Source organism: Mesorhizobium sp. WSM4846, assembly GCF_055811415.1.
The window spans coordinates 20,003-44,720 of the sequence record NZ_JBVVPZ010000054.1 but is presented as its reverse complement, the minus strand read 5'-3'; the positions used below and the strand labels follow the sequence as shown (position 1 = coordinate 44,720).

At 62.6% G+C, this 24,718-nt stretch carries 24 protein-coding genes, 2 tRNA genes and 1 pseudogene; 19 read left to right on the top strand and 8 right to left on the bottom strand.

Annotated elements, in window-relative coordinates:
- Window positions 1–135: 135 nt before the first annotated feature.
- From AC0L15_RS29640 to AC0L15_RS29625, 4 genes and pseudogenes are all read left to right on the top strand, one after another.
- Window positions 136–387: pseudogene (locus tag AC0L15_RS29640) on the top strand (ABC transporter ATP-binding protein); the annotation flags it as partial.
- A 62-nt stretch (window positions 388–449) separates the two neighbouring features.
- The gene (locus AC0L15_RS29635; protein WP_287244018.1) at window positions 450–2,558 is read left to right on the top strand and encodes a molybdopterin-containing oxidoreductase family protein; all 2,109 of its coding nucleotides are present in this window, start codon (window positions 450–452) and stop codon (window positions 2,556–2,558) included.
- 39 nt (window positions 2,559–2,597) lie between these two features.
- Window positions 2,598–3,296 carry a DUF2270 domain-containing protein gene (locus tag AC0L15_RS29630; protein ID WP_287244017.1) on the top strand — a complete coding sequence of 233 codons (699 nt, stop codon included), beginning with the start codon at window positions 2,598–2,600 and terminating at the stop codon, window positions 3,294–3,296.
- Between the two features lie 357 nt (window positions 3,297–3,653).
- The gene (locus AC0L15_RS29625) at window positions 3,654–3,923 is read left to right on the top strand and encodes a DUF680 domain-containing protein (protein WP_287244016.1); all 270 of its coding nucleotides are present in this window, start codon (window positions 3,654–3,656) and stop codon (window positions 3,921–3,923) included.
- Window positions 3,924–4,002: 79 nt separating this feature from the next.
- Here the strand turns inward: AC0L15_RS29625 and AC0L15_RS29620 are convergent, their stop codons facing one another.
- Genes AC0L15_RS29620 through purM form a run of 3 tightly spaced genes read right to left on the bottom strand, consistent with a single transcriptional unit; the run spans window position 4,003 to window position 6,315 of the window.
- Window positions 4,003–4,527 carry a SixA phosphatase family protein gene (locus AC0L15_RS29620; RefSeq protein ID WP_287244014.1) on the bottom strand — a complete coding sequence of 175 codons (525 nt, stop codon included), beginning with the start codon at window positions 4,525–4,527 and terminating at the stop codon, window positions 4,003–4,005.
- A 16-nt stretch (window positions 4,528–4,543) separates the two neighbouring features.
- Window positions 4,544–5,254, bottom strand: a complete 711-nt coding sequence (gene purN / locus AC0L15_RS29615) for a phosphoribosylglycinamide formyltransferase (RefSeq protein WP_287244012.1) — start codon at window positions 5,252–5,254, stop codon at window positions 4,544–4,546.
- Entirely contained in the window at window positions 5,251–6,315 is a 1,065-nt protein-coding gene (gene purM / locus AC0L15_RS29610) for a phosphoribosylformylglycinamidine cyclo-ligase (protein ID WP_287244010.1), read from the bottom strand. Before purM ends, purN begins: the two co-directional genes overlap by 4 nt.
- A 258-nt stretch (window positions 6,316–6,573) precedes the next feature.
- On the opposite strand from purM, the gene AC0L15_RS29605 reads away from it, so the two are divergent.
- From AC0L15_RS29605 to hdaA, 3 genes are read left to right on the top strand one after another with little or no spacing between them, the layout of a single operon-like run.
- Entirely contained in the window at window positions 6,574–7,131 is a 558-nt protein-coding gene (locus tag AC0L15_RS29605) for a CDP-alcohol phosphatidyltransferase family protein (protein ID WP_027152619.1), read from the top strand.
- Window positions 7,103–8,302 carry an AI-2E family transporter gene (locus tag AC0L15_RS29600; RefSeq protein WP_287244007.1) on the top strand — a complete coding sequence of 400 codons (1,200 nt, stop codon included), beginning with the start codon at window positions 7,103–7,105 and terminating at the stop codon, window positions 8,300–8,302. Before AC0L15_RS29605 ends, AC0L15_RS29600 begins: the two co-directional genes overlap by 29 nt.
- Before the next feature lie 5 nt (window positions 8,303–8,307).
- Entirely contained in the window at window positions 8,308–9,012 is a 705-nt protein-coding gene (gene hdaA, locus AC0L15_RS29595) for a DnaA regulatory inactivator HdaA (protein WP_473497957.1), read from the top strand.
- A gap of 376 nt (window positions 9,013–9,388) precedes the next feature.
- Here the strand turns inward: hdaA and AC0L15_RS29590 are convergent, their stop codons facing one another.
- Window positions 9,389–10,390, bottom strand: a complete 1,002-nt coding sequence (locus AC0L15_RS29590) for a GlxA family transcriptional regulator (RefSeq protein WP_287244002.1) — start codon at window positions 10,388–10,390, stop codon at window positions 9,389–9,391.
- Window positions 10,391–10,518: 128 nt separating this feature from the next.
- On the opposite strand from AC0L15_RS29590, the gene AC0L15_RS29585 reads away from it, so the two are divergent.
- The 4 genes from AC0L15_RS29585 (at window position 10,519) to AC0L15_RS29570 (ending at window position 12,373) form a co-directional block, all read left to right on the top strand.
- Window positions 10,519–11,346, top strand: coding sequence for an alpha/beta fold hydrolase (locus AC0L15_RS29585; RefSeq protein ID WP_473497955.1), 828 nt, complete (start codon window positions 10,519–10,521; stop codon window positions 11,344–11,346).
- Between the two features lie 284 nt (window positions 11,347–11,630).
- Window positions 11,631–11,707: transfer RNA gene (locus AC0L15_RS29580), tRNA-Pro, on the top strand.
- A 222-nt stretch (window positions 11,708–11,929) separates the two neighbouring features.
- Window positions 11,930–12,235 carry an ETC complex I subunit gene (locus AC0L15_RS29575; protein ID WP_023800638.1) on the top strand — a complete coding sequence of 102 codons (306 nt, stop codon included), beginning with the start codon at window positions 11,930–11,932 and terminating at the stop codon, window positions 12,233–12,235.
- A gap of 61 nt (window positions 12,236–12,296) precedes the next feature.
- A tRNA-Arg gene (locus AC0L15_RS29570) sits at window positions 12,297–12,373 on the top strand.
- A gap of 93 nt (window positions 12,374–12,466) precedes the next feature.
- Here the strand turns inward: AC0L15_RS29570 and AC0L15_RS29565 are convergent.
- Window positions 12,467–12,889 (bottom strand): YidB family protein, encoded by a 423-nt coding sequence (locus AC0L15_RS29565; RefSeq protein ID WP_128185518.1) that lies wholly within the window; start codon window positions 12,887–12,889, stop codon window positions 12,467–12,469.
- Between the two features lie 574 nt (window positions 12,890–13,463).
- Here AC0L15_RS29565 and AC0L15_RS29560 point away from each other — a divergent pair.
- Complete coding sequence (locus AC0L15_RS29560; protein WP_023800634.1) at window positions 13,464–13,763, top strand: DUF1236 domain-containing protein; 300 nt, start codon at window positions 13,464–13,466, stop codon at window positions 13,761–13,763.
- 69 nt (window positions 13,764–13,832) lie between these two features.
- On the top strand, window positions 13,833–14,033 hold the full coding sequence (locus tag AC0L15_RS29555; RefSeq protein ID WP_023800633.1) for a hypothetical protein: 201 nt from the start codon (window positions 13,833–13,835) through the stop codon (window positions 14,031–14,033).
- Between the two features lie 316 nt (window positions 14,034–14,349).
- Here AC0L15_RS29555 and AC0L15_RS29550 read toward each other — a convergent pair whose 3' ends face one another.
- A complete protein-coding gene (locus AC0L15_RS29550; protein WP_473497953.1) occupies window positions 14,350–15,891 on the bottom strand; it encodes an Nramp family divalent metal transporter in 1,542 nt (513 codons plus the stop codon).
- Between the two features lie 286 nt (window positions 15,892–16,177).
- Here AC0L15_RS29550 and AC0L15_RS29545 point away from each other — a divergent pair, with 286 nt between their 5' ends.
- A complete protein-coding gene (locus AC0L15_RS29545) occupies window positions 16,178–17,404 on the top strand; it encodes an anion transporter (RefSeq protein ID WP_287243997.1) in 1,227 nt (408 codons plus the stop codon).
- A 38-nt stretch (window positions 17,405–17,442) separates the two neighbouring features.
- On the opposite strand, the gene AC0L15_RS29540 is transcribed toward AC0L15_RS29545, so the two are convergent.
- Window positions 17,443–17,832: a YkvA family protein gene (locus tag AC0L15_RS29540; protein ID WP_287214969.1), complete on the bottom strand. Its 390-nt coding sequence runs from the start codon at window positions 17,830–17,832 to the stop codon at window positions 17,443–17,445.
- 110 nt (window positions 17,833–17,942) lie between these two features.
- Entirely contained in the window at window positions 17,943–19,112 is a 1,170-nt protein-coding gene (locus tag AC0L15_RS29535; protein WP_287243994.1) for a cystathionine beta-lyase, read from the bottom strand.
- A gap of 429 nt (window positions 19,113–19,541) precedes the next feature.
- On the opposite strand from AC0L15_RS29535, the gene AC0L15_RS29530 reads away from it, so the two are divergent.
- The 5 genes from AC0L15_RS29530 to AC0L15_RS29510 all read left to right on the top strand — a co-directional run bounded on the left by AC0L15_RS29530 (window position 19,542) and on the right by AC0L15_RS29510 (window position 24,599).
- Window positions 19,542–20,570 (top strand): amino acid ABC transporter substrate-binding protein, encoded by a 1,029-nt coding sequence (locus tag AC0L15_RS29530; protein WP_023800623.1) that lies wholly within the window; start codon window positions 19,542–19,544, stop codon window positions 20,568–20,570.
- A 63-nt stretch (window positions 20,571–20,633) separates the two neighbouring features.
- Window positions 20,634–21,821 (top strand): amino acid ABC transporter permease, encoded by a 1,188-nt coding sequence (locus tag AC0L15_RS29525; RefSeq protein WP_287243991.1) that lies wholly within the window; start codon window positions 20,634–20,636, stop codon window positions 21,819–21,821.
- 4 nt (window positions 21,822–21,825) lie between these two features.
- Window positions 21,826–22,983 carry an amino acid ABC transporter permease gene (locus AC0L15_RS29520; RefSeq protein ID WP_027155356.1) on the top strand — a complete coding sequence of 386 codons (1,158 nt, stop codon included), beginning with the start codon at window positions 21,826–21,828 and terminating at the stop codon, window positions 22,981–22,983.
- A 21-nt stretch (window positions 22,984–23,004) separates the two neighbouring features.
- Window positions 23,005–23,808: an amino acid ABC transporter ATP-binding protein gene (locus AC0L15_RS29515; RefSeq protein WP_023800620.1), complete on the top strand. Its 804-nt coding sequence runs from the start codon at window positions 23,005–23,007 to the stop codon at window positions 23,806–23,808.
- A gap of 104 nt (window positions 23,809–23,912) precedes the next feature.
- Window positions 23,913–24,599 (top strand): TIGR02117 family protein, encoded by a 687-nt coding sequence (locus tag AC0L15_RS29510; RefSeq protein ID WP_287243989.1) that lies wholly within the window; start codon window positions 23,913–23,915, stop codon window positions 24,597–24,599.
- Window positions 24,600–24,718 lie beyond the last annotated feature (119 nt).

The window sequence follows — 24,718 nt, the reverse complement described above, 5'->3', positions numbered from 1 at the left end:
CTCAGGCCGAGGCGCAGATCGCCACCTTGAGCAAGACGCTCGACCGTATCGACGCCCAGACCGAGGCGGCGCGCGCCGCGCGCGGGCAGGCGCACGCACAGCAAACCGCCCCCCACGCCCCCCCGCCGCGGGGCGGGGGGGGCGCGCCGCGCCGCCTTCGAGCCGCTGGCCAAGGAGATCCGCGCCACCGAAGCGCTGATGGACCGCATTCGCAAGCGCATCGACTTGATCGAGGACGAACTCGCCAATCCGGCGGTCTACGAAAAGGACCCGTCGACGGCGACGCGGCTGGCCAAGGAGCGCTCGCAACTGGCCCAGACACTGGCCGGCCATGAGGAAAAATGGCTGTCGATGTCGGCGGAGTATGAGGAAGGCACGGCGGAGTAGGGGAGAAGGGAAGGCGCGATCTGGCCCTACACGCCGTGTCCGGAACCCGCTAATCTCGCCCCATGAATCAGCACGCCAAGCTCAGGATCGGCCATTCGGCCTGTCCGCATGACTGCCCGTCGACCTGCGCGCTCGAGGTCGAGCTGCTCGACAGCAAGCGCATCGGCCGCGTCCATGGCGCCAAGGCCAACAGCTACACGGCTGGCGTCATCTGCGCCAAGGTCGCCCGTTATGCCGACCGCGTCCATCATCCCGACCGCTTGCTGAAGCCGCTGATCAGGGCGGGCGCCAAAGGTGAGGCCCTTTGGAAGGAAGCGAGTTGGGAGGCCGCACTCGACCTGGTCGCCGAAAAATTCATCGCGGCCGAGGCAAGATACGGCTCGGAGACGGTCTGGCCCTATTACTATGCCGGCACGATGGGACTGGTGCAGCGCGACGGCATCGAGCGGCTGCGCCACGCGAAAAAATATTCCGGCTTTTTCGGTTCGATCTGCACCAATCTGGCCTGGACCGGCTGGATGATGGGGGCCGGCGCGCTGCGCGGTCCCGACCCGCGCGAGATGGCCAAGTCCGACTGCGTGGTGGTCTGGGGCACCAATGCCGTGGTCACCCAGGTCAACGTCATGACCCACGCGATCAAGGCGCGCAAGGAGCGCGGCGCAAAAATCGTCGTCATCGACGTCTACGAGAACGCGACGATGAAGCAGGCCGATCTCGGCCTGGTGCTGAAGCCCGGCACCGACGGCGCGCTGGCCTGCGCGGTGATGCATGTGCTGTTCCGTGACGGCATGGCCGACCGCGCCTATCTGGAAAAATACACCGACGATCCGCATGGTCTGGAAGCGCATCTTCAGATGAGGACGCCGCAATGGGCGGCTGCTATCACCGGGCTTTCTCTCGACGAGATCGAGGCTTTCGCCCGTCTCGTCGGCACGACCAAGAAAACCTATTTCCGCCTCGGCTACGGTTTTTCGCGGCAGCGCAACGGCTCGGTCAACATGCATGCCGCCGCCTCGATCGCCGCGGTCACCGGCTGCTGGCAATATGAGGGCGGCGGCGCCTTCCATTCCAATTCGGGCATCTTCAAGCTGAACCAGGAACTGCTGGAAGGCACGCGGATGCGCGACCCGGCGGTCCGCCACCTCGATCATTCGCGCATCGGCCCGGTGCTGACCGGCGCTGAGGATGCGCTCTATGGCGGCCCGCCGGTGACGGCGCTGCTGATCCAGAACACCAATCCGGTCAATGTCGCGCCGGAGCAGCGGCTGGTGAAGCAGGGTTTTCTGCGCGACGACCTGTTCTCCTGCGTGCACGAGCAGTTCATGACCGACACCGCAAAACTCGCAGATGTCGTGCTGCCGGCGACGATGTTTCTAGAGCATGACGATGTCTACAAGGGCGGCGGCAACCAACACATCACGCTCGGTCCGAAGCTGATCGACCCGCCGGAAGGGCCGCGCAGCAACCATTTCGTCATCGAGGAACTCGGCAAAAGGCTCGGTGTTGGCGACAGGCCTGGCTTCGGCATGACCGAGCAGCAGCATATCGACATCATTTTGGGCAAGCGCGGGCTGGGCAGCTTTTCGAGCCTCAAGGAACAAAAGTGGCTCGATCTGCAGCCGGATTTCGAGGCCGCGCATTTTATTGATGGCTTCGGCCACGCGGACGGAAAATTCCGCTTTCGCGCCGACTGGACCGGGCAGGCGGCGCCCAACCGGCCGCCGAAAAGCATGGGCCTGTTCGGGCCGGTGGCAAGCCTGCCGGAATTTCCCGACCACGTCGACCTGATCGAGGTGGCGGATGCTGCGCATCCGTTCCGGTTGGTCACCTCGCCGGCGCGCAATTTCCTCAACTCGACTTTTTCCGAGACGCCGGTGTCGAAGGCCAAGGAGGGACGGCCGGAACTGCTTTTGCATCCGCACGATGCGGCAGCCTATGGGCTGGCCAATGGCGACCGCGTCGAGATCGGCAATACGCGCGGCGAAGTTGTGCTGCACGCAAGATTGTTCGACGGCCTCAAGCGCGGTGTCGTGGTGGCCGAAGGCATCTGGCCCAACAGCGCCCACGAGCGCGGCGAGGGCATCAACGTCCTGACCGGCGCCGACGCGCCGGCGCCCTATGGCGGTGCGGCGTTCCACGACAACAAGGTGTGGCTGCGCCCGGCAAAGTGAAGCGTCGGAACGATATGCCCAACCAGTGGAGACATGGTGATGGCAGAAGCGTTGGCAGCGCCGGCCCCGGTTGGAAGGACGCTCTCGCCCGGCGAACTGGTGACCACGATGGCGCATTTTCATCGCGCCGAGATTCTGCGCATGACGGGGTGGCGCGACCGCCTGGACCGGACGAGCAATTGGGCGATAACGGTTGTCGCGGCAATGTTGTCCATCTCGCTTTCGACGGCCACCGCGCATCACGGCGTGCTGCTTTTTGCCATGCTGCTTGTCCTGTTGCTGCTGTGGATAGAAGCGCGGCGATATCGCTTCTTCGACGTTTACCGGGCCCGCGTGCGCCAGTTCGAACGGCACTATTTCGCGCAGATATTCTCGCCTCAGCCGGACTTCGCGTCCGATTGGCTGTTGGTCGTCGGCGAAAGTCTGCGCACTCCAAAATTCCTCATTTCGCAACGAGCGGCGTTGGCGCGCCGTCTGCGTCGAAACTACATCCACATGCTGCTGATCCTGCTGTTGGCCTGGATCCTGAAACTGTCGACCCCCAGTCTTCTAACCGAAGGTGTCCGCATCGACTTCGTCAGTTCGGTGCGCGAGGCGGTTGCCGGCGCTGCTCTGGGGCCCATTCCCGGCCTGGTCATCGTCGTGCTGGTCGCCGCCTTCTATGCCGGCCTGCTGGTCACGGCGTTCATGACCGCCAGCGACGACGGCGAGCTCTCCTTTGGCGACGTGCACGTCTAGGGCGGCAGCGCAAACCGGTAGCTCTGCGATTTCATCTGCGCACGAAATCGAACCGATCGGTTCGTTTTTGTTGACGCGTTGTGCAAGACCAAGTGAACGTCGGCTTAGCAAATGGCCGGGCCACGGGGCAGAAATATTCGCCTAACGCATTGAGAGGAAAGTCAAAGATTGTGGCGAAGGAAGCCTTTTGGCGGATTTCAAGCACCCGGTTCAGGGGGTAGCCGGAACATCTTTGTGATTGGAAACTGCTGCATGGCCAACCCATCTCGGGGTGGTCCGAGCGACGCGAAATCCTCCCAAGGCACGCCACGAGATGGACAACAACACTGAAAGTATGAAAGTACTGGAGTACCTGAAATGACCAAGATTGCTCTTACCGCTGCCGCCATCCTCATTGCCACAGGCAGCGCCTTTGCCGGCAGCGACCATTATGGTTCGGACGGTGTCAACCAGCCGGCCGCGCCTGTTGGCAATGCGGCTGTTGGAAATATCGACAGCACGTTCACGGGTTCGATTCGCAAGCCGTTTACGCCGGAGCACAATACCGTCAATACCAACGCGACGACCCAGCCCGGCACGACTGAACCGGTCGTGCCTCAGTCCGGCCGGGGCAACTGGGGCCGCTAAATCCTCAAGCTGCGGAACGCAAAGAGCGGCGGGCTTGGCCCGCCGTTCTTGCTTTTGCATATCAAGTCACAGCCCTCGTTTAGCGCAGATCCTTCGGCCAGACGCAGTGTGTCAGCCGCGCATCGCCGAGGGCCAGCCGCGCCCAGTCACCGTCGAAAACGAAGCGGGCGAGGGCTGCCGTCGGGAATTTTTCTTCAAGCTTATTGAGTGCCGCGGCATCCGACCCGGCGCCGGCAAGTCGGCGCGCGAATTCCTCCAGGCCGGGATTATGGCCGAGCACCAAGAGACTGCTCGTTGCCGTATTTGCCTGCCGTACCTTGGCGAGAACGTCTGCCGCACTGGCCTCGTAGAGCGCCTGGACAAATTTGGCCGGCGTTTTCGCGGGCAGTTCCGCCGAAACCAGCCGCCATGTGTCGCGGCTGCGCAGCGCCGGCGATACCAGCGCCAGATCGGGCAGCCAGCCCTGGCTGGCCAGTTCGCGACCGACCAGCGGGGCGGCCTTCAGCCCGCGCCCGGACAGCGGCCGGTCGAAGTCGATAAGGTCAGGATCGTCCCAGCTCGACTTGGCGTGACGCAGAACAAGGAGTTGCTTCGTTGTCGCCATGCCGGCCTCCTCCTGCTCAGGGCGTGATGCGCGCCAGATGCTCGAGGTCGGTCTCCTCGCGCAGCGGATCGGGCGCCATGATCACGGAGGTGCTGTTGTCGGCATCGTCGGCGAAGTTGGCAAGCACGGTGCGGCCGCCTTCCATCCGCGCCTTGCCTTCGGCGACCAGCCCGAGCGCCAGCGGATAAAGCCGGTGCTCTGCCTTCAGCACGCGCGCGGCGAGCATGTCCTCATTGTCGCCGACCATCACCGGCACGGCGGCCTGGGCAATGATCGGGCCGTCATCCATGTCGAGCGTGACGAAATGCACCGTGCAGCCATGGATGCGCATGCCCGCGCGCAAGGCGCGCGCATGCGTATCCAGCCCCTTGAAGGCGGGCAGCAGGGCAGGGTGGATGTTGATCATCCGGCCCAGCCATTTCTCGACGAAGCGCGCGCCGAGAATGCGCATATAACCGGCCAGCGCCACGATCTCGGCGCCGAACGAGACTAGTGCGGCGTCGATCGCCCCGTCATGCGCTTCCTTGCTGCTATAGTCGGCCCGCGAAATCACCTTGGTGGCGATGCCGCGCGCCGCCGCGATGCCGAGACCGGCGGCATTGGCCCGGTCGGAAATGACGCCGACGATCTCAGCCGGATAACCCGGATAGGTGGCCGCGGCGATCAGCGCCGTCATGTTGGAGCCGCGTCCCGAAATCAGCACCACGGTGCGTATGCGCATGCTCATAGGCCGATCGCGCCCCGATAGATCACCCCGGCGTCGCGACGCGGCACGATGCGGCCGATCGGCGTCACGCTCTCGCCGGCCTCCTGCAGCACGGCCGCAACCTGTGCCGCCTGGCCGGAGGCGACGGCGAGGATCATGCCGACGCCGCAGTTGAAGGTGCGCATCATCTCGTCGGGCGCCACGCCGCCGGTCTTGGCCAGCCATGAGAACACGGCCGGCACTTCGATGGCGTCGAGGTCAAGCTCGGCCGAAAAATCCTTCGGCAGGACGCGCGGGATGTTTTCCGGGAAACCGCCGCCGGTGATATGGGCCAGCGCCTTGATGCCATGCGTGTTACGGATCGCCTTGAGGATCGACTTGACGTAGATGCGGGTCGGCTCGAGCAGCGCCTCGGCCAGCGTGGCTTCATCGTTGAAGGGCGCTGGATCGGTCCACGCAAGGCCGCTGGTGGCGACGATGCGGCGGACCAGCGAAAAGCCATTTGAATGCACGCCCGACGAGGCCAGCCCCAACAGCACGTCGCCCTCGACGATATCGTCGGTCGGCAGCAACTGGCCGCGTTCGGCCGCGCCCACGGCAAAGCCGGCGAGGTCGTAGTCCTTGCCGTGATACATGCCGGGCATTTCCGCCGTCTCGCCGCCGATCAGCGCGCATCCGGCCTGCCGGCAGCCCTCGGCGATGCCGCCGACGATCGCCGCACCGTGGTCGGGGTCGAGCTTGCCGGTGGCGAAATAGTCGAGGAAGAACAATGGCTCGGCACCCTGCACGACGATGTCGTTGACGCACATGGCGACGAGGTCGATGCCGATCGTGTCGTGCTTGCCCGCATCGATGGCGATCTTCAGCTTGGTGCCGACGCCGTCATTGGCGGCGACCAGCACCGGGTCGGTGAAGCCGGCGGCCTTGAGGTCGAACAGGCCGCCAAAGCCGCCGATCTCGCCGTCGGCGCCCGGCCGGCGCGTCGCGCGCACCAGTGGCTTGATCTTCTCGACCATGAGGTTGCCGGCATCGATGTCGACACCCGCTTCGGCATAGGTGAGCCCGTTCTTGCGCTTGCTCATCACTCTTTCCTGCTTTCCGGGGCTCTTCGCATGAACGGCTGCGCCTCGCAAGGATAACGGCTGGCTCAGGCATTTTCGGCATCACAAAATCGTGGACAGAGGCCTCGGGCAAATCTCCAACATTGGCGATGGCGAAGGCTTTGAAGATAGCCAATCTCTCCCCACGAGCGGAGACTGGCAGCTTCAGCGTCGCTCTCACTTGCCGTGGCCTCGCATCTTTATCATGTATCATCAAAACAGAAGCCACGGGACATGCGTTTGACCATCCCCAACATGATCACGATCATGCGTTTCGTGCTGGTCCCGGGCGTGGTGCTGGCCATGCTGCAGGGGCGCTGGGACTGGGCTTTCGCCGGCTTCCTGATCGCCGGCATTTCCGACGGCGTCGACGGCTTCATCGCCCGCCATTTCAACCAGTTTTCGCAGCTTGGCGCCTATCTCGATCCGATGGCCGACAAATTGCTGCTGGTCTCGGTGTTCGTGGTGCTGGGCTTCATCGGTGAATTGCCGCTGTGGCTGGTCGTCACCATGGTGTCGCGCGATGCGCTGATCGTCTGTGCCGTCGTTCTGTCCACCGTCATGACCCACCCGGTCGAGATGAAGCCGCTGTTCGTATCGAAGGCCAACACCGCCGTCCAGATCGGGCTGGCGGCGGTGGTGCTGGGCGAACTGGCCCTCGCCGTCGATCTCGATCCGCTCAGGCCGGCGCTCATATTGCTGTCCGGGGTCTTGACCGTGGCTTCGGCCGCGGCCTATCTCGTGGCTTGGCTGAGGCATATGAGCGGCTATGGCGAAGGCTCCAAACCGGATACCTGACCAGAACATCGACGCGGCAGCCGAAGCTGCCGCTGCCGATGCGGCCGCGTCTGGCGTGTTTCGGCGCCAAATCCGCTTCTGGCTGATCAGCGCCATCATCCTCGCGATCTTCCTCTATGTCTTCAGCGGCATCCTGCTGCCGTTCGTCGCCGGCATGGTGCTCGCCTACTTCCTCGACCCGGTCGCCGACCGGCTGCAGCGGCTCGGCCTGTCCAGGTTGATGGCAACGATTGTCATCCTGTTTGCCTTCATCGTCGTTCTGGTGCTGGCCTTCGTCATCCTCATTCCGGTGCTGGCTTCGCAGATGGCCGATTTTGCCAGCAAGCTGCCGGAATACCTGACCCGGCTGCAGAGCCTGATCACCAGCTTCGATCCGAGATGGCTGGAAGAGCAATTCGGCGTCGACGCCAATGGCCTGCGCGAAGGGTTGAACTCGCTGCTGACCTCCGGCTTCGGCCTGCTGACCACGGTGTTCACCTCGATCTGGAGTTCCGGCGTGGCGCTGGTCTCGGTGGTCAGCCTGTTCGTCGTCACGCCCGTCGTCGCCTTCTACATGCTGCTCGACTGGGATCGCATGGTGACGATTGTCGACAGCTGGGTGCCGCGCGATTATGTCCAGACCGTCAGGGCGATCGCCAACGACATCAACACCGCCACCGCCGGCTTTGTGCGCGGCCAGGGCACGCTGTGCCTGGTACTGGGCGCCATGTACGCCACCGGGCTGACCTTGACCGGCCTGAATTTCGGCATCCTCATCGGGCTGATCGCCGGGCTGATCTCCTTTATTCCCTATGTCGGCTCGCTGACCGGGCTGGTGCTGGCCGTCGGCGTTGCCTTTGTTCAGTTCTGGCCGGACTGGACCATGGTCGCGGCGGTGGCCGGCGTGTTCTTCGTTGGCCAGTTCATCGAGGGCAACATCCTGCAGCCGAGGCTGGTGGGAAAAAGCGTCGGCCTGCATCCGGTGTGGCTGATGTTTTCGCTGTTTGCCTTCGGCGCGCTGTTCGGCTTCGTCGGCCTGCTGATCGCCGTGCCGGCGTCGGCCGCTGTTGCCGTTCTGGTGCGCTTTGCCATCGCCCGCTATCTCGAGTCGCCGCTCTACAAGGGCCACAGCACCGAACCTGTGCCGCCGCTGCCGGCGCGTCGCCGCGGGAGCGGTGGGCCGCGCAGTTGAGCCAGATGCCGGACAACAAGATCGACCCGCCGCGCCAGTTGCCGCTCGATCTCGGCCACGGCACCGGCTATTCGCGCGACGAGCTCGTCGTCTCCGGCACCAACAGCCAAGCGGTGGCACGGGTCGATTGCTGGCCCGACTGGCCGTCGCCGGTGGTCGTGCTCGCCGGTCCGGCTGGCTGTGGAAAAACCCACCTGGCATCGATCTGGCGCGCCCGCGCCGGCGCAGTGAAGGTCGACGCCGGGCGGATCGGCGACTGCATGGCGAGCCTCGGCGCACGGCCGGCCCTGATCGACGATGTCGATGCCGGTCCGGTCGATGAAGAGGGGCTGTTCCATCTGATCAACGCGGTGCGCGGGGCCGGCTCGACCTTGCTCTTGACCGCGCGGCGCTTTCCGTCCGCCTGGGGTGTCAGGCTCCCCGACCTCGCATCGCGGCTGAAGGCGGCGGCGATGGTCGAGATCCACGAGCCCGACGATCTCTTGCTGGCCGGTGTCATCACCAAACTGTTCGCCGACCGCCAGGTCGAGGTCGAGCCGCATGTCGTGCAATATCTGGTGCGCCGCATCGAGCGCTCGCTGGCCACCGCGATGGGCGTGGTCGAGCGGCTCGACCGCACGGCACTGGAACGCAAGACGCCGATCACAAGGGCGCTCGCCGCCGAAACCGTCAGCGCCATGGATGAGGGGCAGGGCGAGTTCGAGATTTAGGCGGTGGGAGAACTTCCCTTCTCCTCTTGTTGTGGGAGAAGGTGGACGCGAAGCGGCCGGATGAGGGGTGCTGGAAGAAATGAGGCGCTGGCGATCCTGTCGCAGTGCGCCCGATTTTGGCCGAGGGTGTCCGCCAAGCTGGAACACCCCTCATCCGACCGAGCTTCGCTCGGCCACCTTCTCCCACAAGGGGAGAAGGAAAAAAGCTCCGGCTGGTGTCCCATTTCGGGAAAGGTTGACTGGCATCTCTCTTGCACCTGCAAGCTTGCCGGCTAACCCCGGTCCTGATGCGTATCAAATCAGGTTGTAGGCTCGCCGGGAGATGAGGCGGTTGGGGTTCTCTTCCCGGCGAGCTTGCCTTCAACGAGGTGATAACTCAGCTCCCTACGCCCACCACCGCCGCTCGTTCCGCGGCAAAGCGCCTGCGGTAATCGCCCGGCGCCAGGCCGGTTATCCTGGCGAAAACCTTGCGGAAGGAGCCGGGATCGTCATAGCCGACATCCCAGGCGATCTGGTCGATGGATCGGGTCGTCGCTTGCAGCATCTCACGCGCCTTGCCGACGCGCAGGTGCTGGCAATACTCGGTCGGCTTGAGGCCGGTTGCGTTACGAAAGCGGCGCAAAAAAGTCCGCTCCTCCAAGGCCGCATGCTCCGCCATGGTGGCAAGCGTTACATCGCGCGCGCCTCTCGCCCGGAGCCAGTGCTGCACCTTGAGGATGGCCTCGTCGCCATGGTTCAGCCTGGGAGCAAAGGGGCTGTAGAAGCGTTGCTCGCGTCCCGGCGGGTCGACCAGCATGAAACGGGCGGTGTCCATCATGACGGTCGGCCCAAGCACCCGGTCGACGAGTTTCAGGCCGAGGTCGGTCCAGGCCATATAGCCTCCGGCGGTGATGATGTCGCCGTCGTCGATGACCAGCTTGTCGGCATCCAGTGCGATGTCGGGAAAGCGTATCGCCAGCGCGTCGCGATAGGCCCAGTGCGTGGTCGCCGCACGACCCGACAGCAGGCCGGTCTCGGCAAGCACGAAGGCGCCGGCGCAGACCGAGCCAAGCGTCGCGCCCGCAGCGTGGCGGGCCCTGAGCCAGTCGGCATAGGGCGCAGCCGTCTCGCGAGCGATCGGATCACCCAGGGTCGGAGGCAAGATGACCATGGCAGGTCCATTGTCGGGGCCGGGCTCGCTGTCGAAGCTGCGGATGACGGTTTGGCTCGCCTCCTGCCATTGCCAATGGCTGACGCGAAGCCTCAACGCGTCCGGCGACCGGTCGGCAGCCAGCCGGTTGGCCAGTTGGAAGAGATCGGTGAGGCCCAGCACTGCCGCTTGCTGAACGCCGGGATACACAACAAGCCCGATTTCGACCCGATCACGCCCCGCATGCATCTGTCAATTTTGCCACGTTCAATGTCTGTTTTGCCAATACTCACCATGACTCCGTTGCAATAGCTTGTCCACAGAAGGAACGAACCTTCCCCCCACCAAGCCAGCCAACTGCAGCAAGGAGCACGACGATGAGCACATTCACCACCCAGGACGGCACCGAGATTTTCTACAAGGATTGGGGCACAGGCCAGCCAATCGTGTTCCATCACGGCTGGCCTCTGAGCGCCGACGACTGGGACAACCAGATGCTGTTCTTCCTCGACAAGGGCTATCGCGTCATCGCGCATGACCGGCGCGGGCACGGCCGCTCGACACAGACCGCGACCGGCAACGAGATGGACACCTATGCCGCCGACGTCGCGGCTCTGGTCGCGCATCTTGATCTCAGGAACGCCGTCCATATCGGCCATTCGACCGGCGGCGGCGAGGTGGCGCGTTACGTGGCCCGCTACGGTGGCGAAGGACGCGTCGCCAAGGCGGTGCTGATCGGCGCGGTGCCGCCGATCATGCTCAAGACCGACAGCAACCCCGGCGGCCTGCCGATCGAGGCCTTCGACGGCTTCCGTGCCGCTTTGGTCGCCAACCGCGCCCAGTTCTACAGGGATGTGCCGGCCGGCCCGTTCTATGGCTTCAATCGCGAGGGCGCCAAGGTTTCGCAAGGGGCCGTCGACAATTGGTGGCGCCAGGGCATGATGGGCGGAGCCAAGGCCCACTACGACTGCATCGAGGCTTTTTCCGAGACCGACTTCACGGAAGACCTGACGAAGATCGACGTGCCCGTCCTGATCATGCACGGCGATGATGACCAGATCGTGCCGATTGCCGACTCAGCCCTGCTTGCCGCCGAGTTGGTGAGGCACGGCACGCTCAAGGTCTACAGGGGCCTGCCGCACGGCATGTGCACCACCCACCCGGAGATCATCAATCCGGATCTCCTGGCGTTCATCCAGGGCTGACGCTTCGCAAGCTTCAGGCGGGCACCCCGGGAAGTCCGGGCTGCCCGTTGGTCGCTTGGGTGCTTCGTCAGTCGCAGATGCTGTCCGGCGCAGGTGCGCCGGCAGCACGGCCGATCATCGTGCCGCTGGACAGCAACCTGGGTGTCTGAGGTGGCACTGCCGCGAAACCGTTGCGCCGGCCGGCATTTCCCACCCCGCTCTCGACTCGGGCCTGCCGTTTGTTCCGTTTTCATCTTTTAGGGGTTGCGCAGCCAAGTCCGGAACCCTATACGCCGCCAAGGACTCGGAGTGTAGCGCAGCCTGGTAGCGCATCTGGTTTGGGACCAGAGGGTCGGGAGTTCGAATCTCTCCACTCCGACCATCCATTCACCACGCTGCCGTTAACCCGGATAAAACGTCCCCGCCGGGAAGATAACGCCCGGTGCGATCTCGGTCGTCCTGTCCACGGCCGTCACCTCGCGCCATCATCGTCGGTGGCCCGCCGTGAAGGGGTACGGCAGGCTCGGCCTTGCCGCCGGCAGCATTGCGCAGTAATGACGGGAATACAGCGGCGGTGCCGCTTGCACGTAGTAACGAGGTGTTCATGTCCGCGCGCATTTTCAGCCCAGCCAAAACCGCGATGCAGTCCGGCAAGGCCAAGACCGGCCACTGGGTGCTGGAATTCGATCCCGAGATGCGCAAGAAAATCGATCCGCTGATGGGCTACACCACGTCGGCTGACATGCGGAGCCAGATCAGGCTCACCTTCGACACAAGGGAAGAGGCGGTGGCCTATGCGGAGAAAGAGGGGCTGGCCTACCGCGTCGAGGAGCCGAAGGAATCAAAGCGCCGCCAGATTTCCTATGCGGAGAATTTCCGCTATGACCGCAGGACGCCCTGGACGCATTGACCGGCAAATGCCGGGCAGCCGTCCCAGCGCATGGATTAGCCGGCCCTTGGCGTCGGCAAGCGGTCCCGTAGCTCAGCTGGATAGAGCACCGGCCTTCTAAGCCGATGGTCACAGGTTCGAATCCTGTCGGGATCGCCAGCATTTTCGTTGTCCATTCCGGACTCATTGGATCGACGCTGATCGGCCCGCGTCCTCGCCAGGAGGCGCGGGCTTTCATTTTTCAGCCTGGTGCTAAGTGCGACTGGCTCCAGGTGCCTCGTCGAGGAGATTTGGCCCTTTGCTCACAGGCATCTGGCCGTCGGGAGTAAGCTTGTCCACCGCGTCGGGCAGTTCACTTGTGAGCCGGTCGAGAAGTTCCTCGCGGGACAAACCGGTTTGCTCCGCCAGATCGCTCAACGTTTGAGGGTCGATCGCTTTCTCGACTTGGTCGCGCGGAACGGGGCGATTCGATCCTGTACCAACCCAGGAATCGACTTGATCGCCCGCACCCGCATTCCTGAGACGCTCCAGGATGTCCCCGAGCCCGCCGGTGGAGCCAGCGTTTTTGGCATCTGTCGAGTTCCTGCCGGCGATTAACTCGCCGATCTTATCCTTATTCTTGTAGGCAAGCAGGCCAAGCAGGGCTATGGCGACTTTTCCTATGTCAAGGCTCATTTCGCACCTCCTTCCATGGAGAACGGACAAGGCATGCGGCTTTGAAAGGTTCCACGGTTATTTGCTGCTGGGCTGGTTTTCAGTTCGGTTAAGGGCGATGGGGCTTCCCGGACAGGCCTCGCGCGGGCGGACTTGGTCAGCCGTGATTGTGGACCACCCGCCAAAACTGAGGAATGGCGGGTAGTCCTTATCAGCGCAGGAAGGGACGTAGCTGCGCAGATCTCGGTTCATTCTTGGTCCAATCGTCAAAGTCCGGCCGGTTCCCTGGCTAACGACCGTTCGCCAGGAACGTGATGGAGACGGCGAAGACTGCAGCGAGTAACCAGCGGGCTTGGTGGACGCTATTTTCCATTGGCTCCTTGCGTGAGCTCACAGCTAGCAACTCCTACGAGCAGCCGCAGTTCCGGGTGGCGGGGTATCCGGGCTATTACGCAAAAACAGGTGAGACTTAGGTCCCGTCTCGAATCAGACCGAAGCCCAACCAAGGAACGTTTGCGGCTGCCTGAGGTTTGGTGAGCCTGGGCGCGAAGACGATGCCGTTCAGCGCAAGAGAGCTCACATCAAGGAGGCACTTATGAGTATGCGTCTTTCCACTGCAGCCGCTGGGTTTCTGTTGCTGGCCGGTATCGGCGCCGCTGCCGCTCAGGACGTAGTCATCGAGCCTGAACAGGAGACCGTCATCAGGGAATATGTCAAAAAGCAGCCGCTGGCATCGGTGAAAATCCCTGGAGTGGAGCTCAATATCGGCTCAACCTTGCCCGAAACCGTCGAACTTCATGAAGTCCCCGACACAAAATACCGTTACGTGGTGGTCGACAACCGGACCGTTGTGGTTGACCCGGGCACGCGCAAGATCATCAAAGTCATCGAATGAGCTAAGCGACTGGACCCGCCGTGCCGAAAGGGTGCGGCGGGAAGTCGAGCGACGAGGAATGTGATCACTATGTCGAACCGTGAGATTGGAGCGTCGCAGGCGCTGCGAATACGCGTGGCTGACCTCGCTGAGAGGATGCGCGGCGCCCGGATTACCGAAAACGAACTGAAGACCTTTCGAAAGGTCGCAGCAGTCCTGGAGGATGGCAAGGGTAGAATCGATGCCGACGATTTGATTGCCGCATCCTTCGTCGTCGATCCGCCGGACTGACAAGAAGTGCTGCAATGTCCCTGTCTCCCAGCCTATTCTCTGTTGGCCTGACTTTCCAATGCCCGCAGTGCAACTTCGCCGTCATCAAGAACGGCAGGTGGTTTCAGGTCGTTTCCCATTACAAGTGCGAGGGATGCGGACGCGAGATCCGGATTACCTATCCCGACAAGATTGCGATCTTCCACAAGCACGCGCACTTGGCCATGCCGCCGGGAGCGCGGTAGCTGCGGCAGATGTGCAGACCAACTCCTTCATTGCCAACTCCTTCATTGAAAGTGAGCTCGAATTGCCGGGCATGAGCGCGAGTCATGGCGACCTAGATAAACCAGGTCGCCACCAGCCCCAAAGACGCGGAAAAGATTGCGATCGTAGTAGCCCATCCCAGGGCGTTGGTTGTCCGGCTGTTGACCTTGTCTCCCATGATCCGCCGGTTGTTCGTCATCACCATGATAAGAAGAAGCAGTGGCGGCGTGGAAAAGCCCTGCACGATACCGGACCAGACGAGCGCCTTCATTGGGTTGAAACCCAGGAAATTCAGGCCAACAGCAATCAGCGTGAAGGCGCCGATAGCGATATAGAACTTTGGCGCCTCACGCGGCTTGGCATGAAGGCTGTGCTCCCATCCAACCGCCTGCGCCAGATCGTATGCCGCACCTGTCGTCATGACCGGAACGGCAAGGAACCCGACCCCGATCACGCCGGCCGCGAACAGTACGCCAGCGGCTGCACCAGCGAGCGGCTTGAGAGCTTCGGCTGCTTGAGCGGCGGTCTCGACGTCGTGCTCGCCGGCTTCATAGAGCGTAGACCCTGTCGACAGGATGATGAAGTACATGATGAGGTTGGAAAAAATCATGCCGATCAGGATATCGCGGCGGGAGCGGCGCAGTTCACCGTCGGTGGCACCCTTGCGCTTCTTCAGCGTCGTTCTCCCCTCGGCAATCTCTTCCTCCACCTCCTCATTCGACTGCCAGGTGTAGAGATACGCTGAAAGGGTGGTGCCGATGATGGCCACCAGTATGGACAGGAACTCGCGGCTGAACTGGATCTTCGGAACAAGGGTTCCCCACAGCACGGCTGCCGCATCCGGCTTCGCCATGATGGCCGAGCCGACATAGGCAAGCAGGGCCAGCGCGAGCCAGCGGAAGATGTTGCGTATGAGCGTGTAAGAGCCCCAAAGCTGGAGAGCAAAGATCGCGGCCGCGACTACAACCACAATGAGGGGAATCGGAACAGGAAGGAAGATGTTGATGGATGCAGCCATGCCGCCGAGATCGGCGGCTGCTTCGATCGTGTTGCCGATCAGCACGCCCACAAGAACAGCCCAGAGCAGCCACCGGGGGTAGAAGTCCTTGATCGCATGAAAGAGGCCGCGGCCCGAAACCTGTCCAAGCTTCGACGAGAGATACACGACAGTGTACATCATCGGCAGCGTTACAGGGGCGGTCCAAAGCAGGTCCGGGCCAAAGCGCGCTCCGGCACTTGCATAGGTACCGATCGCCGAGCAGTCGTCGTCAGCGGCGCCGGTGATAAGGCCGAGTCCAAGTGCTCGCCCTATGCCGTCCTTCTTGTCTTCCCGTGGTGAAGTGGCGTTACGATCGCGCTGCGTCATTGCGGCCACGCCGCGCCAGGAGCGTAATGCGCAAGCACGACCGAAACGCCGAGAGCAATCAGCCAATAAATGTACTGCAGCACGGGAGTAGATCTCATTCCGGCAAACCTCTACCGCCGTTCCAACTCCGCAATCGGCTGCTTGTTCCAGCGTCAGCAGGGTGTTCAGCGCTTCCCTTGGCCGAAGGCGCGTTCTTCGTCTTTGCTGGTCGGCCGGCCCAATGGTGGGGACAGTCTCGGTCTTGGCCATGATCGAGCCACGATTTCAATGAGCTTGGGCCTCTTCTAAGCCTTTCATCTTTTGACGGAACCCTACCCAACGTTTTACGAGATATTCTGCCGGTGTGATTGTCTGTTGGCCGATGGTGCGCCAGTCCAATGGTTCGACGCCGTGCGCGTCACATAAATGTTTGATGTTGCCAAAAGGCTTGCTCGATCGGATTGAGCTAGGGTGAGTATGGCGGCAGGAATCACAGCTTGCGCCGGCTGCCCTTATGGCCTTGGGCAGGGCGGATCTGAACGGGGCTTTTCCACGAATGACTTTGATGGGCGCGGCGGCACTGCTGATCCTGATCCTGACCTATGCCGGCGTCGCCGTCGGCAGGTTCCCCGGCTTGCGCCTCGACCGGGCAGGCATCGCGCTGCTCGGCGGTGCGGCGATGATCGCCATCGGCGCGCTCAGCCTGGAGGATGCCTACCGTGCCATCAATTTCGACACCATTACGCTGCTGCTCGGCATGATGATCGTCGTGGCGCATCTGAAAGTGTCGGGCGCTTTTCGCGCGCTCGGCGCCGTCGCCATCGAGCACGCGCACGCGCCGTTCATGCTGCTGGTGATGGTGACGCTGCTGACCGGCGTTCTGTCAGCGTTCCTGGTCAACGACGCGATCTGCCTGGTCATAGCGCCGATCGTCGTCCACGTTACCCGCGTCATCAACCGCAACCCTGTCCCCTATCTGATCGCTACCGCCACGGCGTCGAATTGCGGCAGCGTCGCCACCATCACCGGCAACCCGCAGAATATGGTCATCGGCGCGCTGTCGGGGATTTCCTATCCGGCCTTTTCGGCGGCCCTGGCGCCGGTCGCGCTGTTCGGCCTCGTTGCCGTCGTCGTCATCGTGCGCTTCGTCTATCGCGCCGAGTTCGCGCGCAAGGCCGAACTCAGCCCCGAAGTCTATCGCGGCCGCATGTTGCCCGGCCAGGTACTCAAGGCGGTGGTGGTCTGCATCGGACTGGCGATCGCCTTCTTTGCCGGCGTTCCGGTCGCCAAGGCGGCGCTCATCGGCGGGGCCATTCTTCTCGTGACCCGTGCCATAAAGCCGGCGCGCATCTACCGCGAGATCGACGGGCCACTGCTGTTCATGTTCGCGGGCCTATTCATCGTCGTCGCCGGCGCCGAGAAGACGCTGCTCACGCCCGACATCATAGCCTCGGCAAAAAGCCTCGGGCTGGGCGACGTCTGGCGGCTGTCAGGCTTCACCGCGGTGCTGTCCAACATCATGAGCAATGTTCCGGCCGTGCTGGCGCTGCGGCCGTTCATACCCGGCCTGGAAGACCCCGAGCGCGCCTGGCTGGTCGTCGCGATGAGCTCGACGCTGGCCGGCAATTTCACGCTGCTCGGCTCGGTGGCCAATCTGATCGTCGCTGAGTACGCGCGGGTCTCCGGCACGCCTCTGTCGTTCGCCGCCTTCTTCAAGGTCGGGCTGCCGCTGACGCTGGTCACGCTGCTTGCCGGGACGGCATGGCTGGCGCTTGGGTTTTAGCAGCAGGCAAGGCTGCTTCAGGTGCAGGCCTGGTCGGACTATTTGGCGTGCGTGGGCCAGAACGCCCAGATCAGCAAAGCTGCCAAAGCCAGCCAGAGCGCCACGACAATGAACATCCCCATCCTGCTTTGCGGCTGTTTTTCGAGCGCGGCAGCCCGCGCCCTAAATTCGGCCATCAGCGACGGCGGAACAAGCCTGATGGCCAGGACTACGCCGAGCGGAACGATGATCAGGTCGTCGATGTAGCCGAGCACCGGAATGAAGTCGGGGATCAGATCGATCGGGGAAAGCGCATAGGCGGCCACGATCCCGGCAACGAACTTCGCAAACCAGGGCACCCGAGGGTCGCGCGCGGCGAGCCACAGGGCGACGACATCAAGCTTGATGTCGCGCGCCCAGCGCTTTGCGGCTTCCAGCCAGGCTTTCATAGCGCTATTTTAGCACAGATTGTCCGCCGACACCCGAGCGACGGTTGCTGACTGGCAGGTTCGATCACGGTGAAGCCGTCAGCAACTTTTTCGAATCAGCTTGGCAAGCCTTAAGCGGCCGCCGCCGCGGCGAGGCCGCGCGCCAGATCGGCTGTGAGGTCCTCGACATCCTCGAGCCCGATCTGCAGGCGGATGAGCGGGCCGTCATAAGACCCCTTGGCGACGACGCGGTCGCCGAGGAAGACCGGCACCGCAAGGCTCTCATAGCCGCCCCAGGAATAGCCGAGGCCGAATATCCTGAGCGCGTCGAGGAAGGCATGCTGCTGTTTCTGGCCGCCGCCCTTGAGCACGATCGAAAAAATGCCGCTCGAGCCGCAGAAGTCGCGCTTCCAGAGATCGTGGTCGGGATGGCTGGCAAGCGCTGGATGCAGCACCCGCGCCACGCCCGGCTGGCCCTCCAGCCAGCCGGCGATCGCCAGAGCGCTGCGCTGATGGTGGTCGAGGCGCACACCCATGGTGCGCAGGCCGCGCAGCACCTGATAGACGTCGTCCGGCCCGGCGCAGCAGCCCATCGTGTAAAATGTCTCGCAAAGCTGTTTCCAGCAGGCCTTGTTGGCCGACGCCGTGCCGAGCAGCACGTCGGAATGGCCGGCCGGATATTTCGTCGCCGCATGGATCGAGATGTCGACGCCGTGGTCGAGCGGGCGGAAGTAGAGCGGCGTCGCCCAGGTGTTGTCCATCATCACGATCGCACCTGCGGCGTGTGCCGCGCTGGAAATGGCCGGTATGTCCTGCACCTCGAAAGTGTTGGAGGCCGGCGATTCGGTGAACACGACCTTGGTGTTGGATTTGATCAACGCCGCTATACCGGCGCCGACATGCGGATCGTAATATTCGACCTCGACGCCTAGCCGTTTCAGCATCGTGTCGGCGAAATTGCGGGTTGGGTGATAGACGGAATCGACAATCAGGACATGGTCGCCCGCCGACAGGAAGGCGAGCAGCGGCACTGTCACCGCCACCAGGCCGGAGGGCACCACAATCGTGCCGGCCGAGCCTTCCAGTCCGTCGATGGCGCTGGCAAGCGCGTCGGTGGTCGGCGTGCCGCGCGTGCCGTAGGTGTATTTCTGGCCGCGTGCCGCCATCGTCGCCGCGTTGGGAAAGAGCACGGTCGAGGCATGCACGACCGGCGGGTTGATGAAGCCGAAATAGTCATGCGGATTGTTGCCCGAGTGGGCAAGCCGCGTGTTGACGCCCATTTCATTGCCGTCTTTTGCCATTGCGCTTCGCCTCTGATGAAGCGCTAGCCATAGTGCGGCGGCATTGGCCGCGCAACCGTTCGCCAACCGCCAGCCGGCGGACTGGTTGTGCCAATCGCTCCGATGGCTTTCCGGCGCGGCGCTGCCTCCCCGAAGACGGATTTTAGAAGCCAGCTCCGATTCGCGTTGGCCGGACCTCGCAGTTGCTGGCTAATTTTCGGGCGCGTTTGTCTGCAATTCAGGCATTTGCGGCAAATGGTTTGAAACTCTTTGGGTTTCGGTCATTTTCCTTGACCTCACTGTGATAATCGCCTTCGATGCAGTTCGTGAATGGGAGGCAGCGCGTCGGTTGCGATGCGGGTTCCGGTAATGGGCCGGAACGGGAAGCTGCGTTCACACGGAAAAAAAAGTCAGGTTCGCCTGAAAAAAACAGAAAAGGGTCTGTGGGTTATGAAACACATTGCAATCGGCATTCTGGGCGCCGCCGCGCTTGGATTGGTGGCTTCGGCCGCGTCGGCGGCCACGCTCGACGACGTCAAGGCCAAGGGCTTCATCCAATGCGGCGTGTCGACCGGTCTGGCCGGCTTCTCGGCGCCGGACGACAAGGGCGACTGGCAAGGCATCGATGCGGACTTCTGCCGCGCTGTCGCGGCCGCCGTGTTCGGCGATGGCACCAAGGTCAAGTTCACGCCGCTCAGTGCCAAGGAACGCTTCACCGCACTGCAGTCAGGCGAGATCGACGTTCTGTCGCGCAACACCACCTGGACCATCAACCGCGATACGGCGCTTGGTCTGAACTTCGTCGGTGTCACCTATTATGACGGACAGGGCTTCATGATCAACGCCAAGAAGCTGCCGGGGGTGAATTCCGCGCTGCAGCTTTCGGGCGCGGCGGTCTGCGTGCAGAGCGGCACCACGACCGAACTCAACCTCGCCGACTACTTCAAGACGAACAAGATGGAGTACAGCCCGGTCGTATTCGAACAGCTGTCAGAGGTCGACGCGGCCTATGACGCCGGCCGTTGCGATGTCTACACCACCGACCAATCAGGTCTCTACGGCATCCGGCTGACGCTGGGCGCGCCCGCCGACCACGTCGTGCTGCCTGAGATCATCTCCAAGGAGCCGCTCGGACCGGCCGTGCGCCAGGGCGACGACCAGTGGTACCACATCGTCAAGTGGACCTATTTTGCGCTGCTGCAGGCAGAGGAACTCGGCATCACCAAGGCCAATGTCGAGGAAATGAAGGCCTCGGACAATCCCGAGATCAAGCGCGTGCTCGGCCAGGAGGCCGATACCAAGATCGGCACCGATCTCGGTGTCTCCAACGACTGGGTCGTCAACATCGTCAAGACCGTCGGCAATTACGGCGAAATGTTCGAACGCAATGTCGGGTCGGGCAGCCCGCTGAAGATCGCGCGCGGCATCAACGCGCTGTGGACCAAGGGCGGTCTGCAATACTCTCCGCCGATCCGCTGATCGAAATGTGATCCGGGAGGCAGATCGTCTGCCTCCCGGTTTCTCTTTCCAGGGGATGGTCGAATGGCATCGCAGGAAATTCTTCGCGAGGAGCCAAGCCGCGGCTCCTTCATCAATGATCCAAAGGTCCGCGGCATAGTCTTCCAGGCGGTGGTCGTCATCGTGCTGGTTGCGTTGGTCTGGTGGATCGTCCAAAACACCGTCGACAATCTGACGCGCCTGCGCATTGCGTCAGGCTTCGGCTTCCTCAGGGGTCGCGCCGGCTTCGACATCAGTGACAGCGCCATCGCCTATTCGTCGGATTCGACCTATGGCCGCGCCATCGTGGTCGGCTTTATCAACACCCTCATCGTTGCCGCCGCCGGCATCGTCACCGCCACCATCATCGGCTTTATCCTCGGCGTCGGCCGGCTTTCGCACAACTGGCTGATCCGCAAGATCTGTATGGTCTATGTCGAGGTCTTTCGCAACATCCCGCCGCTGCTGGTCATCTTCTTCTGGTATTCCGGCGTGCTTTCGGTGCTGCCGCCGCCGCGTGAAAGCATCAATTTGCCGTTCAGCTCCTTTCTCAACCAACGCGGCTTTTATTTTCCACGCGCCGTGTGGGGCGAAGGCTCCTGGCTGATCCTGGTTGCTTTGCTTCTCGGCATCGCCATGGCGTGGTTCGTCGCCCGCAAGGCGCGTCAGCGGCAGATGGCGACCGGCCAGCAATTCCCTGTGTTCTGGACATCGGCGGCTTTGATCATCGGCTTGCCGTTGCTGGCCTACGCGCTCAGCGGCTTCCCGCTGAGCTTCGATTATCCAAAGCAATCGACCTTCAACCTGACTGGTGGCTTTCAGGTCAAGCCGGAGTTCCTGTCGCTCTACCTGGCGCTGTCCTTCTATACGGCGGCCTTCATCGCCGAAATCGTGCGGGCCGGCATCATGGGCGTCAATAAGGGTCAGACCGAGGCAGCCGGTGCGCTCGGGCTGCGGCCGGGATCGATCCTGCGGCTTGTCGTCATTCCGCAAGCCATGCGGATCGTCATTCCGCCGCTGACCAGCCAATATCTGAACCTGACCAAGAACTCGTCCCTGGCCATCGCCATCGGCTACCCGGATCTGACGGCGACGACCGGCACGGTGCTGAACCAGACCGGTCAGGCTATCGAGTGCGTGCTGATCATGATGGTGGTCTATCTCGCACTCAGCCTGTTGACGTCGGCGGTCATGAACGTGGTCAACGCCAGAATGGCGCTGGTGGAGAGGTAGCGACATGCAGGAGCACGATCTTTCCTTCGTCCGCGTCGAAATGGCGCTGGCACAGTCGGCGCCTGCAAGCGAGCGCGGCCTGGGCGCCTGGATACGCAAGAACCTGATTGCGTCGACCGGTGACACGATCCTGACCATCATCGGCATCGTGCTGGTCGCGATGATCCTGCCGCAACTGATCAGCTGGGCCTTCATCAACGCCCAATGGACCGGCGCGGACCGTACCTTTTGCGCCACGGCGGCACAGGGCGGCGTCCAGCCGGACGGCTGGTCCGGCGCCTGTTGGGCCTTCGTCAACGCCAAGTTCGGCCAGTTCATGTTCGGCCGCTATCCGATCGATGAGCGCTGGCGGCCGATCCTGGTCGCCATCCTGTTCGTGGCGCTTCTGGTGCCGCTGCTCATCCCGAAGGTGCCGCGCAAGGGGCTGAACGCCATCTTGTTCTTCGGGGCGCTGCCGATCTTTGCCTTCATCCTGCTGGTTGGTGGCGTGTTCGGCCTGCCGCATGTCGAAACCCCGCTATGGGGAGGGCTGCTGGTGACGCTCACCTTGTCCTTCGTCGGTATTGCCGTGTCGCTGCCGCTCGGCATCGTGCTGGCGCTCGGCCGGCGCTCGAAGATGCCGATCGTCAAGATGCTGTGCGTCATCTTCATCGAGACGGTGCGCGGCATCCCGCTGATCACCGTGCTGTTCATGGCCAGCGTCATGCTGCCGCTGTTCCTGCCGGCCGGCGTCAGCTTCGACAAGTTCCTGCGCGCGCTGATCGGTGTTTCGCTGTTTGCCGCTGCCTATATGGCCGAAGTGGTGCGGGGCGGCCTGCAGGCGATCCCCAAGGGCCAGTATGAGGGTGCGGATTCGCTCGGCCTCGGTTACTGGCAGAAAATGGGCCTGATCGTGCTGCCGCAGGCGCTGAAGCTGGTCATTCCCGGCATCGTCAACACCTTTATTGGCATGTTCAAGGACACCAGCCTGGTTTCGATCATCTCGATGTTCGACCTGCTTGGCGTCGTCAAACAGAATTTTAACGACCCCAACTGGGCAACGCCGCAAACGGCCAGGTCCGGCCTGGTGTTTGCTGCCTTTGTCTTCTGGCTGTTCTGTTTCGGCATGTCGCGCTATTCGATGTTCACGGAACGCCGGCTCGACACCGGCCACAAGCGCTAAGAACAAAAAAGGGAACCTTCCATGACAATAGAAAATGCAGTCAGCGCGGAAGAGATCAAGGTCAATGCCGCCAAGATGCAGGTTTCCACCACCGATGTCGCCATCGACATCATCGCCATGCACAAATGGTACGGCGAATTCCATGTGCTGAAGGACATCAACCTGAAGGTGATGCGCGGCGAGCGCATCGTCATTTGCGGCCCTTCGGGCTCGGGCAAATCGACGATGATCCGCTGCATCAACCGGCTGGAAGAGCACCAGAAGGGCAAGATCATCGTCGACGGCAAGGAATTGACCAACGATCTTAAGAAGATCGACGAGGTGCGCCGCGAGGTCGGCATGGTGTTCCAGCACTTCAACCTGTTCCCGCATTTGACCATCCTGGAAAACTGCACGCTGGCGCCGATCTGGGTGCGCAAGACGCCGAAGAAGCAGGCCGAGGAAATCGCCATGCACTTCCTCACGCGCGTCAAGATTCCGGAACAGGCCAACAAATATCCAGGCCAGCTTTCCGGCGGCCAGCAGCAGCGCGTCGCCATCGCCCGCTCGTTGTGCATGAATCCGCGCATCATGCTGTTCGACGAGCCGACCTCGGCGCTCGATCCCGAAATGATCAAGGAAGTGCTGGAGACGATGGTTGGCCTCGCCGAAGAGGGCATGACCATGCTCTGCGTCACCCACGAGATGGGCTTTGCACGCAAGGTCGCCAACCGGGTGATCTTCATGGACCAGGGCCAGATCGTCGAGCAGAACACGCCAGCCGAGTTCTTCGACAATCCGCGCCACGAGCGCACAAAACTGTTCCTGTCGCAAATCCTGCACTGATTGCTCTCACGCGAATCAAAAGAGCCCGGCCGAAACCCTGCCGGGCTCTTTTGCGTCTGAGCCGTCAGCAGGCGATTGCGCCCCGATCTGCGAGGCCGTTCCTCATGAAAAAGCCGTCCCTCGTAAAAAACCTTGGGCGTTTTCTCGCCATTCTGGTGGTGGCAATCGTGCTTGCCGTGGTTCTGGGCACATTCATTCCACGGCCGCTCTTGCCGGCGGCCGCCGCCGATCCCGCCGCCACCAGGCACGTCCTGGTGCTGAAAAATCCGATCCACACTGATATCGCCATCCCGGTCGATGACGACGTGCGCAAGCGCTTCCATTTCCTGGTCGGTGGCGGCATTCCGGCCGACATGGCTGGGGTCCGCTACATCGTCTTCGGCTGGGGGGGCCGCGCCTTCTATCTGGAGACGCCGACCTGGTCGGAACTGAAGGCGGCGCCGGTGATGAAGGCGCTGACATTGGACGCATCGGTGATGCATGTCGATGTCGCCGGCAACATTGTCGAGCCGCACCCCGACGTCGCCGGCTTCGACATCAGCGAGCAGCGTTTTGCAGCGCTGCTCGACTTCATCGGGGCGAGTTTCCAGCAAGGGCCTAACGGTCCGATCCTGATCGAGAATGCCGCTTGTTCCAAGTTCGACCGCTTCTACGAAGCCAACGGCCATTTCAATGCGCTGGTTGGCTGCAACACCTGGACAGCGGCGGCTCTGCGTATCGCCGGCCTGCGGACAGGCTGGTGGAATCCGCTGCCGGCCTCACTCGACCTGTCGATGCGGATTTATAATTGATGCTCCGGGTAATCAGCGCCTCATTCCGGCGCGCCCCTCTGTCTTGCCGGACATCTCCCCCACAAGGAGGCACAAGGAGGGAGATATTCAGTTTCGGCGCCGCGCTTAATCCTGCAACG

What these genes read in the sequence shown, in the direction of transcription:
- AC0L15_RS29635 (WP_287244018.1), top strand. Translation starts at nt 450, where the DNA reads ATGAATCAGCACGCCAAGCTCAGGATCGGCCATTCGGCCTGTCCGCAT.
- AC0L15_RS29630 (WP_287244017.1), top strand. Translation starts at nt 2,598, where the DNA reads ATGGCAGAAGCGTTGGCAGCGCCGGCCCCGGTTGGAAGGACGCTCTCG.
- AC0L15_RS29625 (WP_287244016.1), top strand. Translation starts at nt 3,654, where the DNA reads ATGACCAAGATTGCTCTTACCGCTGCCGCCATCCTCATTGCCACAGGC.
- AC0L15_RS29620 (WP_287244014.1), bottom strand. Translation starts at nt 4,527, where the DNA reads ATGGCGACAACGAAGCAACTCCTTGTTCTGCGTCACGCCAAGTCGAGC.
- purN (WP_287244012.1), bottom strand. Translation starts at nt 5,254, where the DNA reads ATGAGCATGCGCATACGCACCGTGGTGCTGATTTCGGGACGCGGCTCC.
- purM (WP_287244010.1), bottom strand. Translation starts at nt 6,315, where the DNA reads ATGAGCAAGCGCAAGAACGGGCTCACCTATGCCGAAGCGGGTGTCGAC.
- AC0L15_RS29600 (WP_287244007.1), top strand. Translation starts at nt 7,103, where the DNA reads ATGGCGAAGGCTCCAAACCGGATACCTGACCAGAACATCGACGCGGCA.
- hdaA (WP_473497957.1), top strand. Translation starts at nt 8,308, where the DNA reads ATGCCGGACAACAAGATCGACCCGCCGCGCCAGTTGCCGCTCGATCTC.
- AC0L15_RS29590 (WP_287244002.1), bottom strand. Translation starts at nt 10,390, where the DNA reads ATGCATGCGGGGCGTGATCGGGTCGAAATCGGGCTTGTTGTGTATCCC.
- AC0L15_RS29585 (WP_473497955.1), top strand. Translation starts at nt 10,519, where the DNA reads ATGAGCACATTCACCACCCAGGACGGCACCGAGATTTTCTACAAGGAT.
- AC0L15_RS29575 (WP_023800638.1), top strand. Translation starts at nt 11,930, where the DNA reads ATGTCCGCGCGCATTTTCAGCCCAGCCAAAACCGCGATGCAGTCCGGC.
- AC0L15_RS29565 (WP_128185518.1), bottom strand. Translation starts at nt 12,889, where the DNA reads ATGAGCCTTGACATAGGAAAAGTCGCCATAGCCCTGCTTGGCCTGCTT.
- AC0L15_RS29560 (WP_023800634.1), top strand. Translation starts at nt 13,464, where the DNA reads ATGAGTATGCGTCTTTCCACTGCAGCCGCTGGGTTTCTGTTGCTGGCC.
- AC0L15_RS29555 (WP_023800633.1), top strand. Translation starts at nt 13,833, where the DNA reads ATGTCGAACCGTGAGATTGGAGCGTCGCAGGCGCTGCGAATACGCGTG.
- AC0L15_RS29550 (WP_473497953.1), bottom strand. Translation starts at nt 15,891, where the DNA reads ATGGCCAAGACCGAGACTGTCCCCACCATTGGGCCGGCCGACCAGCAA.
- AC0L15_RS29545 (WP_287243997.1), top strand. Translation starts at nt 16,178, where the DNA reads ATGACTTTGATGGGCGCGGCGGCACTGCTGATCCTGATCCTGACCTAT.
- AC0L15_RS29540 (WP_287214969.1), bottom strand. Translation starts at nt 17,832, where the DNA reads ATGAAAGCCTGGCTGGAAGCCGCAAAGCGCTGGGCGCGCGACATCAAG.
- AC0L15_RS29535 (WP_287243994.1), bottom strand. Translation starts at nt 19,112, where the DNA reads ATGGCAAAAGACGGCAATGAAATGGGCGTCAACACGCGGCTTGCCCAC.
- AC0L15_RS29530 (WP_023800623.1), top strand. Translation starts at nt 19,542, where the DNA reads ATGAAACACATTGCAATCGGCATTCTGGGCGCCGCCGCGCTTGGATTG.
- AC0L15_RS29525 (WP_287243991.1), top strand. Translation starts at nt 20,634, where the DNA reads ATGGCATCGCAGGAAATTCTTCGCGAGGAGCCAAGCCGCGGCTCCTTC.
- AC0L15_RS29520 (WP_027155356.1), top strand. Translation starts at nt 21,826, where the DNA reads ATGCAGGAGCACGATCTTTCCTTCGTCCGCGTCGAAATGGCGCTGGCA.
- AC0L15_RS29515 (WP_023800620.1), top strand. Translation starts at nt 23,005, where the DNA reads ATGACAATAGAAAATGCAGTCAGCGCGGAAGAGATCAAGGTCAATGCC.
- AC0L15_RS29510 (WP_287243989.1), top strand. Translation starts at nt 23,913, where the DNA reads ATGAAAAAGCCGTCCCTCGTAAAAAACCTTGGGCGTTTTCTCGCCATT.